Annotated in this window: 12 protein-coding genes, 2 tRNA genes, 2 rRNA genes and 1 pseudogene; 10 read left to right on the top strand and 7 right to left on the bottom strand. The window is 64.2% G+C overall.

All coding sequences use genetic code 11. The features are described from left to right. The 3 genes from EAO80_RS20075 to EAO80_RS15375 form a co-directional block, all read left to right on the top strand. Nucleotides 1-466 (top strand): 23S ribosomal RNA (locus EAO80_RS20075); the annotation flags it as partial. Between the two features lie 115 nt (nt 467-581). Further along, nucleotides 582-695 (top strand): 5S ribosomal RNA (gene rrf / locus EAO80_RS15370). A gap of 229 nt (nt 696-924) precedes the next feature. Then, a tRNA-Cys gene (locus EAO80_RS15375) sits at nt 925-1,000 on the top strand. Nucleotides 1,001-1,061: 61 nt separating this feature from the next. Here EAO80_RS15375 and EAO80_RS15380 read toward each other — a convergent pair. Further along, on the bottom strand, nt 1,062-1,484 hold the full coding sequence (locus EAO80_RS15380) for a universal stress protein (protein ID WP_122090750.1): 423 nt from the start codon (nt 1,482-1,484) through the stop codon (nt 1,062-1,064). Nucleotides 1,485-1,617: 133 nt separating this feature from the next. Between EAO80_RS15380 and EAO80_RS15385 the strand changes: the two genes are divergently transcribed. Continuing rightward, on the top strand, nt 1,618-1,797 hold the full coding sequence (locus EAO80_RS15385) for a hypothetical protein (protein WP_122090751.1): 180 nt from the start codon (nt 1,618-1,620) through the stop codon (nt 1,795-1,797). Between the two features lie 182 nt (nt 1,798-1,979). Here the strand turns inward: EAO80_RS15385 and EAO80_RS15395 are convergent. After that, nucleotides 1,980-2,053: transfer RNA gene (locus EAO80_RS15395), tRNA-Lys, on the bottom strand. An 84-nt stretch (nt 2,054-2,137) separates the two neighbouring features. Here EAO80_RS15395 and EAO80_RS15400 point away from each other — a divergent pair. Continuing rightward, the gene (locus EAO80_RS15400; RefSeq protein ID WP_122090753.1) at nt 2,138-3,376 is read left to right on the top strand and encodes an ArgE/DapE family deacylase; all 1,239 of its coding nucleotides are present in this window, start codon (nt 2,138-2,140) and stop codon (nt 3,374-3,376) included. On the opposite strand, the gene EAO80_RS15405 is transcribed toward EAO80_RS15400, so the two are convergent. Further along, complete coding sequence (locus EAO80_RS15405; protein ID WP_122090754.1) at nt 3,357-4,022, bottom strand: DUF7119 family protein; 666 nt, start codon at nt 4,020-4,022, stop codon at nt 3,357-3,359. The two genes, EAO80_RS15400 and EAO80_RS15405, sit on opposite strands and share 20 nt — an antisense overlap. A 448-nt stretch (nt 4,023-4,470) precedes the next feature. On the opposite strand from EAO80_RS15405, the gene EAO80_RS15410 reads away from it, so the two are divergent. From EAO80_RS15410 to EAO80_RS15425, 4 genes are all read left to right on the top strand, one after another. Next, complete coding sequence (locus tag EAO80_RS15410; protein WP_122090755.1) at nt 4,471-4,779, top strand: hypothetical protein; 309 nt, start codon at nt 4,471-4,473, stop codon at nt 4,777-4,779. Between the two features lie 89 nt (nt 4,780-4,868). Next, complete coding sequence (locus tag EAO80_RS15415; protein WP_122090756.1) at nt 4,869-6,623, top strand: nitrite/sulfite reductase; 1,755 nt, start codon at nt 4,869-4,871, stop codon at nt 6,621-6,623. A gap of 69 nt (nt 6,624-6,692) precedes the next feature. Beyond that, entirely contained in the window at nt 6,693-6,974 is a 282-nt protein-coding gene (locus tag EAO80_RS15420; protein ID WP_122090757.1) for a DUF6360 family protein, read from the top strand. A 44-nt stretch (nt 6,975-7,018) separates the two neighbouring features. Next, entirely contained in the window at nt 7,019-7,606 is a 588-nt protein-coding gene (locus tag EAO80_RS15425; RefSeq protein ID WP_122090758.1) for a DUF502 domain-containing protein, read from the top strand. Here the strand turns inward: EAO80_RS15425 and EAO80_RS15430 are convergent. From EAO80_RS15430 to EAO80_RS15440, 3 genes are read right to left on the bottom strand one after another with little or no spacing between them, the layout of a single operon-like run. After that, entirely contained in the window at nt 7,603-8,415 is an 813-nt protein-coding gene (locus tag EAO80_RS15430) for a fumarylacetoacetate hydrolase family protein (protein WP_122090759.1), read from the bottom strand. The genes EAO80_RS15425 and EAO80_RS15430 overlap by 4 nt on opposite strands. After that, nucleotides 8,412-8,756, bottom strand: coding sequence for a cupin domain-containing protein (locus EAO80_RS15435; protein WP_122090760.1), 345 nt, complete (start codon nt 8,754-8,756; stop codon nt 8,412-8,414). The genes EAO80_RS15430 and EAO80_RS15435 overlap by 4 nt, the downstream gene beginning before the upstream one ends. Next, nucleotides 8,753-9,541 (bottom strand): SDR family oxidoreductase, encoded by a 789-nt coding sequence (locus EAO80_RS15440; protein WP_122090761.1) that lies wholly within the window; start codon nt 9,539-9,541, stop codon nt 8,753-8,755. Before EAO80_RS15440 ends, EAO80_RS15435 begins: the two co-directional genes overlap by 4 nt. A gap of 165 nt (nt 9,542-9,706) precedes the next feature. Between EAO80_RS15440 and EAO80_RS15445 the strand changes: the two genes are divergently transcribed. Beyond that, nucleotides 9,707-10,081 (top strand): DUF7522 family protein, encoded by a 375-nt coding sequence (locus tag EAO80_RS15445; protein ID WP_122090762.1) that lies wholly within the window; start codon nt 9,707-9,709, stop codon nt 10,079-10,081. A gap of 104 nt (nt 10,082-10,185) precedes the next feature. Here the strand turns inward: EAO80_RS15445 and EAO80_RS15450 are convergent. Continuing rightward, nucleotides 10,186-10,479: pseudogene (locus EAO80_RS15450) on the bottom strand (tryptophan synthase subunit beta); the annotation flags it as partial. Between the last annotated feature and the right edge of the window lie 172 nt (nt 10,480-10,651).

The following is a 10,651-nucleotide window of genomic DNA, read 5'->3' on the forward strand; positions in this document are numbered from 1 at the left end:
TGACAGAAAAGCTACCTTAGGGATAACAGAGTCGTCACCCGCAAGAGCACATATCGACCGGGTGGCTTGCTACCTCGATGTCGGTTCCCTCCATCCTGCCCGTGCAGAAGCGGGCAAGGGTGAGGTTGTTCGCCTATTAAAGGAGGTCGTGAGCTGGGTTTAGACCGTCGTGAGACAGGTCGGCTGCTATCTATTGGGGGTGTTTTGGTACCTGACGGGAACGATCGTATAGTACGAGAGGAACTACGATTGGTCACCACTGGTGTACCGGTTGTCCGAGAGGGCACGTGCCGGGCAGCTACGTGACACGGGGTAAGAGCTGAATGCATCTAAGCTCGAAACCCACCTGGAAAAGAGGTACCGTTGAGGTCGTTCGTAGAAGACGAGTTCGATAGACTCGGGGTGTGCGCACCGAGGCAACGAGGTGTTAAGCCCGCGAGCACTAACAGACCGAAGCCACACAGTCATACCGCATTTGTATCCGTGACCGGTAAACGGATCCAGGCGTTAACTGAATCGCACGTACACAACAGCACGCAACCGATGATGGCGTACTATGGTTCGATTCCATAGATCGGCATTAAGGCGGCCATAGCGGCGGGGCAACTCCCGTACCCATCCCGAACACGGCAGATAAGCCCGCCAGCGTTCCCGCGAGTACTGGAGTGCGCGAGCCTCTGGGAAAACTGCCTCGCAAGAGGGGCCAAGTACGAGCCCAGGACCGCAATCGGAAGTACACGCTGGGTCCGTCCCGGTGGAACCCGAGACCGGTCCGTTACAACGGCTCGCAACTGGTGGTTCGCCGCCTCCCATTCATATTCAAAGCCCACGACCTTCGAGGTCGTGGGCTTTTTTCATTTACGGAGAGCGACAGCACCAACCGACCGCTAGCCTTATGTCCAATAGACGGGTAGTGCGGCACGTGCCAAGGTGGCAGAGTCCGGCCTAACGCAGCGGCCTGCAGAGCCGCCCATCGCCGGTTCAAATCCGGCCCTTGGCTCTTTACTGCGATCGAACGAAGAGTGCCGACAGCGGACTATGATTCCGTAAGTGAAGTCCGTTCAGGACGGCAAAACGAGCACCGGCCGGTCCGTCTCCGAAACCAGCGAGTACGTCGTATCGCCGGTCAAGAGGTTGATCCACCGATTCGATTCTCGTGGGACGAATACGATCACGGACGCGTCCTCCTCTCGGGCGTCTGCGAGGATCGTCTCGGTTACGTCAGTCCCATAGCTAATCCGATGTTCGACAGTAGCGGTCGAGTCGCGCGTACGCTCATCAACCACGTCGAAGATCGACTCGGCGTTCTCCTCGCGTTGTTCGACCGACGCCTTGTCGATCCCGCCGCCGGCCTTTTCGATGACGTGGAGTGCGACGAGCGTCCCGATCTCGTCGGTCTCCTCGAACAGGCGATCGCAGGTCAGAGCTGCGTCCTGCTCGCTTGCGACGGGGAGCAACACACGCTCGAAGAGTCGCTTAGCCATGGCGATCCTCTCGGACGAGGCTCGGTTCTCGTGACGGTTCCATATGCTACGGTTGCGCGGGCGCGCTCTTAATGGTCCGGTTCGACCGCAACGAAAAGTAACTTCTATACCCTCCGACGAATATCTCTGGGGTATGCAACGACGCGCAGCCGCAGTATACGCCGCGGCTTTCCTGCTCATCGCAATCGGCGCGTGGGCGGCCGGTTCGTTCGGACTCGTCCCGAACGAGTCCGGCCTGACGTGGATAACCGTTCTCAGCGGTATAACCGTCTTCTTGCTCGTTTCCCTATCGTACCTTCCCGTTAGAGGATAGCGGCCGTTTATGGCCTTCCTTTCTTCTAGTTAAGCGACTCGTCCCGTTTCGTATCCACGATCGCTTCACCACTGTTTGCGAACCGTTCGAAGTAAAACCAGGTCGGGCGCACTTGATTTACCGTGTGGCTCCGTTCATATCGCGATGTCGCTTCGCTTTTCACGTCGTGTTCGAAGCGAAAACGGGCCGGGCGCGATTTGAACACGCGACCGTCTGATTAAGAGTCAGACGCTCTGCCGGACTGAGCTACCGGCCCTCACGAGCCACTCACTGCCCCACCGACATAAACATTCAGGATTCGATCCGAACCGCCTATGCTACCGCCCATCGACTCCCACCCATGACCGACGATCCGGACCCGCGGACGTTCGCGGAGCGACTCCTCTCGTTTGATACGACCGACGGCGACGAATTTCCTGCACAGGACTGGCTTGAGGGGCAACTCTCCGACTTCGGCTTCGAGACGTATCGCTGGGAAGCGGATCCGAAGTGTCTCGCTGTCTCTCCATCGTTTCCTGACGATCCCGAAGAAATCGAGACGGCGGGCCGACCCAACGTCGCGGGAGTCCTCGAACTCGGGAGCGGAGTGGGGTCAACGGTGCTTCTCAACGGTCACGTCGACGTCGTTCCCGCGGAGGTCGACCAGTGGTCCTCGGACCCGTTCGAACCGACATGGGACGGCGACCGACTCGTCGCACGCGGCGCAGCGGACATGAAATGCGGGCTCGTGGCCTGTGTCTTCGCCGCCCGCCGGCTCGCTGACGCCGACCTCGACGGCCACGTGATCGTCGAGAGCGTCGTCGGCGAGGAAGCGGGCGGAATCGGCGCGGCGAGTTCGGTTCGGGAGTCGCCCTACCCGTTCGAGCCCGACGCGGGGATCGTCGCCGAGCCGACCGATCTTACACCCGTAATCGCCACCGAGGGATCTCTAATGAAGCGCCTCGCCCTCTCTGGTCGATCGGCCCACGCTGCGACCCCGTGGCACGGCGAGAGCGTCCTCCCACACTTCGAGCGAATTCATCAGGCGCTCGCGGAGTTCGAACGCAAGCGCACCCACGAGGTGACACACCCGCTGTACGAGGAGTTTCCGAGACCGTGGCCGATCGTCGCGGGCACCGTCGAGGCGGGGTCGTGGGCCTCCTCGGTCCCGGCGCGACTCGAGAGTGAGTTCAGAATCGGGGTCGCACCCGGCGAGACGGTCGCTGAGGTCGAACGGCGCGTTGACTCGCTGCTAGCTGAGCTGGTCGCCGATTCCGAGTGGCTCACCGAGCATTCCCCACGCTTCGAGCGCTTTTCGGTACAGTTCGAACCCGCCGAAATCGACCCCGACGAGCCGATCGTTCGCGCCGTCCGGCACGCGCTCGACACCGCAGGGCACGACTCGACGCCCCGCGGGGCGACCTACGGGACGGACGCCCGCCATTACATCGCGGCCGGGATCCCGACGGTCGTGTTCGGTCCGGGGTCGGTTCAGCAGGCCCATTTCCCCGACGAGAGCATCGACTGGACGGAGGTCTCTTCGGGGATCGATCTGCTCGAATCGGCCGGACGAGCGTTCCTTACCGGAAGTACTCCGTGAGCGCCCGATCGATGATCTCGTCGGGCGAGACGCCCTCGAAGGCGGCCTCCCGACGGAGTTCGCGGTAGTTGCCGACGGGGAGGCGAACGGTTATCTCGCCGGCCGTGACGTCGTACTCGGCGAGCGCGTTCTCGGGGCCGGTACCGTCGTTGATCGCGCTCGCGATCGACCGGATCTCCCTGACGGTCAGGTCGTTGTCGACGACCGCCCACGCGAGTTGGAACCGTGCGTCGCCGGCGACGCGCGCGATGTGTTTCGCCGCCGTCGGGGCGATGTGGCCCAGCGCCACGTGGCGTCGCACCGACTGCGGCAGGTCGTGGACGCGCGCCCACTTGCGGATGAACGCCACCGAAACCTCGCCGCCAGCGCGCTCGGCGGCGGCCTTATACGACCCTTCGCCGCGGACGAGCGCGGCGCAGGCGGCGGCCCCCCTGAGCATGTAGATGTTGTCCTCGCTGCCCGCGGTGTTCCCGGCGAACTGGCGGACGGTTTCGGCTGCCTCGGCGAGGCTCTCCGGGTCGTCGGGATCGAACTGGACGGCCTCGCGGGCTCGCTTGCCAGCGATGGTTGCGTCGCCGCGGACGACGGGCTTTCCGACCGGCGACTCACGATCGCTTCGCGGATCGCCCGGCCGCTCGGTGGTCATGTGACATCATTACACTCCGCAGGCAAAACGTCGTCGTTAGTCGGCCTGCTCGCGTTCGCGTTCACGTCTCTCGGAGAGATGCTCCCAGATTTCAGTGCACCCGGCGCCCTCCTCGACGTCCGCGAGGTGATCGTCGTCGCGTTTCTCGTCGCTCATCGTTCGTCCCCCTCGTACAGTTCCGGTGCGACATCCGCTGGTGCGTGCTGGCGGTTCTCGTCACGAGTCCGTGTCATCACTGTCCCGTTAGTGGCGACCGCGTATAGACCCGCGTGCCGGGACAAGCGCTACCCCAACTCCCGTCTACCGGAGATACTCGTCCCTATCTCGGTCGTTTGTTCTCCCCCTGAATCAGCCGACGGCGGCCGATTTCGCGTATCCAAAGCGTCATCGGGCTCGGTACGCCTTGCGAGGGCCGATGGGCTAAGGGCGTGGCGGACGTACGGGCGGTATGGACGTACCAGTTCGGATCCTCGATGACGGGGCGTGGATCAGCGTCGACGACTCCCGCGAGGTCGGCGTCAGCGACCTCTGGCGGCTCTCCGAGCACGACTTCTGTAGCTGCGAGGTCGCAGACGTACTCCTCGAGGCGTTCTTCGAGGTGCGCCCGAACGACGACGCGGTCGAGGTACGCGCCGTCGGTCACTGCATTACCTGCGGCGAGCGCGGGTCGATGGGGTGGCTCACCATCGGTCACGTCGAGGACGGTGTCTTCGTTCCGACCGATCCCGGCGAGGAACACCGGATCGAGCCCGTCTAAATACCAGCAACATAATCCTATACCACTGAGCACCGGTCACGGTTGACGAGAGAGCGGGGCGTTTACGCGTGGGGGAATAACGGATATCCATGCCAACTGATACTGAGAAGTGGAAGGACGAGGTCTACGGGACGGAGATCCGGGACCACATGGAACGGTTCGCGGAGGAGGGCTGGGAGGCGATCCCGGAGGACGAACACGACGCGTGGTTCGAGCGCTTCAAGTGGTACGGGCTGTACCACCAGCGCGCCGGCCAGGAGAGCTACTTCATGATGCGGATCGGCCCGCCGAACGGCGTGCTCGAACCGGGGATGCTCCGCACCATCGGCGAGATCGCCAAGGAATACTCGACGGGGCCCGCCGAGAACCCCGAGTTCGGCAACGGCTGGGCCGACTACAGCACCCGGCAGGCCATCCAGCTACACTGGATCAACATCGAGGACGTCCCCGAGATCTGGGACAAGCTCGAAGAGGCGGGTCTCTCGACGCTGCAGGCCTGCGGTGACTCGTGGCGCAACATCGTCGGCTGTCCCGTCGCTGGCAAGGACAAACACGAGCACGTCGACGCGCTCGATACTATCCACGAACTCCACGACACGTTCAAGGGCAACGAGGCGCACTCGAACCTGCCCCGCAAGTGGAAGGTTTCCGTTACGGGGTGTGACGAGGGCTGTGGTCAGGGCGACATCAACGACCTGGGCTTCGAGCCCGCCGCAAAGGAGATCGACGGCGAACGCGTCGAGGGCTTTAACATCCGCGTCGGTGGCGGACTGGCACGAAACGAGCCCCGCTTCGCGCGGAACATCGACGTCTTCGTCACGTCCGAGCAGGCCACAGACGTCGCCGGCGGGCTCAGTGCGCTCTTTCGCGATCACGGCGACCGCGAGAACCGCTACAACGCCCGGATCAAGTTCCTCGTCGACGAGTGGGGCCCCGAGAAGGTTCGGGACGTCCTCCAGGAGGAGTACGTCGACTTCGAGATGCACACTGCGGGCGAGGACCTCCGCGAGAACTACTCGTACAACGCCGGCACCGCCGACGGCCACGCCGACCACGTCGGCGTCCACGAGCAAAATGACGGCAACTACTACGTCGGCCTGAACGTTCTGGTGGGTCGAATGGGCGCAGACGAGGTGATCGAACTCGCGGACATCGCCGACGAGTACGGCTCCGGCGAGGCACGCGTCACCCAGCGCCAGAACGTCATTCTCACGGACGTCCCCGAGGGGAACCTCGATGAGATGCTCGACGAGCCGCTGCTCTCCGAGTACAGCCCCGATCCCCACCCGTTCCAGCGCGGCTCGATCGCGTGTACTGGTACCGAATTCTGCTCGCTGTCGATCGTCGAGACCAAAAACAGACAGGTCCGCTTCTCGCGGTGGCTCAAGGAGAACGTCGAACTGCCTGAGGACGTCGAGGACTTCCATATCCACCTCTCGGGCTGTACGGCCTCCTGTGCCCAGCCTCAGATCGCCGACGTCTCCCTGCGGGGGATGAAGACCCGCAAGGACGGCGAGCCCGTCGAAGCGCTCGACATCGGCCTCGGAGGCGGCCTGGGCGAGAACCCCAATTTCGCCGACTGGGTCACCCAGCGCGTGCCCGCAGACGAGGTGCCCGGCGCGATCGCGAACCTGATCGAGGGCTTTGCGGCGGAGCGAGAGGAGGGCCAGACCTTCCGGGAGTTCGTCGTCGACCGCGACGAGGAGACCCTCTCGGAGCTCGTCGAGCCCGAGGAGACCTCCTACACCGATCCCTATATGCACAACACGAAACAGACCTGGTATCCCTACGCCGAGGACGACGACCTGGACTCGAGTCCCGCTCCGACGCCCGCCGACGACTGAGGGCTCTTTCCTCCCCTTTCTTTTCCGTTTTCCACACTCGCTAAGTGCTTCGCCCGTCTCCGTTCCCCTATGCCCGACCGCATCATGAGGGTCAACGCCTACACGACCTTCGACCTGCTCGACGGCGAGGCCACCGGTCACGGCTGGACCGACGAGGCGCTCGCGATCCTGAACGTCACCGCACCCCGCGAGAACCCCGATCACGTCTCGCTCGAACTCGAACTCGACAACACCGACCTCGAGAACCTGCCGGCACACGCCGACAGCGTCACGCTCTCGGCCGAGCAGGCCCGGACGCTCGCCGCTGAGTTGGAAAAACAGGCCGACCGGGTCGAAGCGGCCGGCGAGTGAGTGGCCCAGCACGTTCATAACCACCCGGACGCTATCCCGTCGTAATGGCCGAGTGGAAGCGCGATCTGGGAAGCGGGCTCGTCGTTCTCGTCCCGCTTCTGGTGACGCTCTACGCCACCGCGTGGTTGTTCCTGTTCATCGCCGGCCTCCCGGTGGTCGGCGTGATCGAGGGACCGCCCGTCCGGGTCACCGTCACCCTCGGCGTGTTCGTTCTCGCAGTCGCCTTGGTCGGGATGGCGACACGCACCGCGGGGGGTGCGCTCGCGAGCAGTTGGATCGATACGCTGATCAATCGTGTGCCACTTCTGCGCGTGATCTACAACTCCTCGCAACTCGCCGTCGAGACGGCCGTCTCCGGCAACGGGGAGCTCAACGAACCGGTCAAAATCACGACGTGGATGGGCGCACGTATGACCGCGTTCAAGACGGGCAAGAAGACCGCCGACGGGCGCATGGTCCTGTTCATGCCGACCGCGCCGAACGTCACCACCGGCTACGTCATCGAGGTCGACCCCGGGAACGTCGAGCCCACCGACGAAACCGTCGAGGAGGCGATGACCCGCATCCTCAGTGCTGGGTTCGGCGACCGGGATCGTCCGGGCGGCGAACTCGTCGGTCCGCCGGACGACTAGACAACGTCGGCCTCGACGCTTCCGATCCCCTCGACGTGTGCACGCACCCGATCGCCCGAGGAGATCACGCCCGCACCCGGCGTCCCCGTACTGATGACGTCGCCCGCTTCGAGCGTCATCACCCGCGAGTGAAACGCGACGAGTTCCCGGGGTGAAAACAGCATGTTCGCCATTCTGTTCTCGGCGACCGTCTCGCGGTTTCGCTCCGTCCGGACCCCCCGCTCCTCGAACGCCGGCGGCGAATCGGGCACCGCGATGGTCGGTCCGAGCACGAGAAACGTGTCGAAGCTCTTCGCGCGCGTGAGGAACCGTGGGTTGCGCTCCAACACGTCCTCGGCGGTCATGTCGATCACCGGAAGGTAGCCCGCGATCACGTCGTCCGAGTCATCGACGTTACTGGCAGTTCGCCCGAGCAGAACCGCCAGTTCCCCCTCGGCGGTCACGCGGTCGGTTTCCTCACTTGGCGGCAGGCGGATCGGCCCGCCCGGACCCGTTACCGCAGTTTCGGGTTTCATGAAGCTCGCGGGCTCCTCGGGGCGGTTCTCGCCGAGGTCGCCCGCGTGCTCCTCGTAGTTCAGCCCGATCCCCCAGAGCTTACCCAGCGCCCCGCGAGCGATCGGCATTCCGAACGAGAGCTTCTCGCTCGGAACACGCCGGACGGGGAGCTCATCCGGATCGGGCAGTTCACCCGCCGCGGCCGCCGGAAGGGCTTCTGCGACGCTCTTGAAGCCGGCCGCCGACAGGTGGACGAACCCCCCCTCGTCGCCGAGCAGCGGGCGGCCCGCCGCAGTGCGCGTGAGATACTTCATTTCCGATCCGTCCAGAAGTCGAAGGAACGCCCCGGCGCGAAGACGTCGAGACCGACGGCGCGTTCCTCGCCCTCGTTTTCGACCCGGTGGGACTCCCATGCATCGAGCCACACGGAGTCGTACTCGCCGAGGGTGACCGTCTCGTCCTCGGTGTGAACCGTGAGTTCGCCCTCCAGACACAGACAGACCTGCTCGTTCTCGTGGTCGTGCATCGGCGAGGAGTGGCCCGGCGGCTTCTCGAACCACTCGAAGGTGAAGGCCTCGCTGCCGGCGAGGGCCCGGCGCGCCCACCCCTCCTCGGGTTCGTAGCGCTCGGCCTCGTCGAACTCGACGGGTTTCACAGGTTCGAAGCCCCCGCCCCGCCGTCGATCGGCACCGACACGCCGTTGACGAAGCCCGATTTCGGCGAGGAGAGGTACGCGACGGTGTTCCCGAGTTCGATCGGGTCGCCGATCCGTTCGAGGGGAACGCCGTCGCTCCAGTCGGCCAGTCCCTCTTCGTACGAACTGTAGTCGCCCCGGTCGACCGCCTGATCGACCAGTTCCTCGATACGGGCGGTCTCGTGGGGGCCCGGCAGCACCGCGTTGGCACGCACCTCGGGCGCGAGTTCCTGCGAAAGGGTCTTCTCGAGGCCGATGACGCTCATGCGAACCGAGTTCGAGAGTACCAGCGAGTCGATCGCCTCCTTCACACTGCGGGAGGTGATGGTGACGATGGTACCCCCGCCGTCCTGCAGATGCGGGGCGGCCTCCTTCACCAATCGGACGACGCTCATCACGAGCAGGTCGTAGGCGTCGTACCAGTCCTCCTCCTCGGTCTCCATGAACGGGCCGCTGGGCGGGCCGCCCGCGCTGGTCACGAGGTGGTCGATCCCGCCGAACTCCTCGATGGTGGTTTCGACCAACGTCTCGATGTCCTCGGGATCGGTCAGATCGCCCGGCTGGGCGACGACCTCGCCCGCAGCCTCCGCCTCGATCTCCTCGCGGGCTGCCTCCAGTTGCTCCTCGTCGCGCCCGTTGATCACCACGTTTACGCCCTCGCGCGCGAGCGCCGTCGCCGAAGCCTTACCCAGTCCGCTTGAGGACGCCGTGACGAGCGCCGCGTTCCCGTCGATCTGTAGATCCATGACGTGGATATCCGCGCGAGCAACGCCCAAAAGGGTTCGCCTGGCGGCAGTTCCTATCGATCCGGGTTGCCGGAGGTCTCCGTGGACGACGAACCGCCTCCACTCGCGTGCTACGTGGAGTCTCTGACAGTAAGGGTTTATGTAGCTGGGCACGCCCCTTCCGGCATGCCCGCAGACCTCGTCGACCCCGAGACTGCCGATCACATCGTCCGCACCTGCCGCACCGCCGTCGGCGACAGCCTCCGCTCGGTGACCTACTTCACGCGCGACGACTTCGAACAGCTCTACCTGCGAAGCGACCTCGAACAGGACGCCGACCTCTCGACGTTCCTCGGCAACGAATGGCGTGGCTTCCAGATCACCGAGGACGCCTATCAGGGTTCGGAACTCGGTGACTACCGCTATACGATCCGCGTCTTCGACGGCGGCTACCTCGTGCGTCTGACGACCGACCGGGAGGGCGTGCTCGTCACCACCGACGGCATCAGCATGCAGGACTTCGAGGCGCTCGCCAGCGCGATCGGCGCGTTCCTCCGCTAGAACGAGAACGATCCTTCCCGTCTCCCTCGCGAGCAGCGCCTGTCCCAGCGTGTCACCAGAACCGACGGTTCCGGTTGCCCAACGAGAGCACCGCTCTCGCGGATGTTGTTGATCTTGTGTGCTCCCCGTGGAGCGAGTTCTCCCGTTTGAGATAGATCTCCGCACCGTAGCGCTCGCTCAGGTTGCGCGCGCGATACAGCGGCGTCGGCCACCCGGCGAACTCCTCGAGATAGCTTCGAAACTCATCTCGGAACTCCTCGACTTTGCCGATCCCGTCGTAGGCCGTCGCGAGTTCCGAGAGCGGTCCCTCGAGTGTCTCGGGCACGTGACGACCATCGTATTACCTCGAACTCCCCTGACGACCCGCCCGAGAGTTCTCCCGATGGCGCATAACGAATACCCTCGGCTACCCGATCGGGAAACGAAAACCGCGAGAAACGAGCTCGGAACCCGGGCGATCAGCCCAGACTGCCTTCCATTTCGAGTTCGATGAGGCGATTGAGCTCGACGGCGTATTCGATGGGCAGTTCTTCGGTGATCGGCTCGATGAAGCCCGAGACGATCATCTGT

It is taken from the genome of Halalkalicoccus subterraneus (assembly GCF_003697815.1).
Taxonomy (GTDB): domain Archaea; phylum Halobacteriota; class Halobacteria; order Halobacteriales; family Halalkalicoccaceae; genus Halalkalicoccus; species Halalkalicoccus subterraneus.

What these genes read in the sequence shown, in the direction of transcription:
- EAO80_RS15405 (WP_122090754.1), bottom strand. Translation starts at nt 4,022, where the DNA reads ATGACCACCGAGCGGCCGGGCGATCCGCGAAGCGATCGTGAGTCGCCG.
- EAO80_RS15385 (WP_122090751.1), top strand. Translation starts at nt 1,618, where the DNA reads ATGCAACGACGCGCAGCCGCAGTATACGCCGCGGCTTTCCTGCTCATC.
- EAO80_RS15400 (WP_122090753.1), top strand. Translation starts at nt 2,138, where the DNA reads ATGACCGACGATCCGGACCCGCGGACGTTCGCGGAGCGACTCCTCTCG.
- EAO80_RS15430 (WP_122090759.1), bottom strand. Translation starts at nt 8,415, where the DNA reads ATGAAGTATCTCACGCGCACTGCGGCGGGCCGCCCGCTGCTCGGCGAC.
- EAO80_RS15415 (WP_122090756.1), top strand. Translation starts at nt 4,869, where the DNA reads ATGCCAACTGATACTGAGAAGTGGAAGGACGAGGTCTACGGGACGGAG.
- EAO80_RS15420 (WP_122090757.1), top strand. Translation starts at nt 6,693, where the DNA reads ATGCCCGACCGCATCATGAGGGTCAACGCCTACACGACCTTCGACCTG.
- EAO80_RS15380 (WP_122090750.1), bottom strand. Translation starts at nt 1,484, where the DNA reads ATGGCTAAGCGACTCTTCGAGCGTGTGTTGCTCCCCGTCGCAAGCGAG.
- EAO80_RS15425 (WP_122090758.1), top strand. Translation starts at nt 7,019, where the DNA reads ATGGCCGAGTGGAAGCGCGATCTGGGAAGCGGGCTCGTCGTTCTCGTC.
- EAO80_RS15440 (WP_122090761.1), bottom strand. Translation starts at nt 9,541, where the DNA reads ATGGATCTACAGATCGACGGGAACGCGGCGCTCGTCACGGCGTCCTCA.
- EAO80_RS15410 (WP_122090755.1), top strand. Translation starts at nt 4,471, where the DNA reads ATGGACGTACCAGTTCGGATCCTCGATGACGGGGCGTGGATCAGCGTC.
- EAO80_RS15445 (WP_122090762.1), top strand. Translation starts at nt 9,707, where the DNA reads ATGCCCGCAGACCTCGTCGACCCCGAGACTGCCGATCACATCGTCCGC.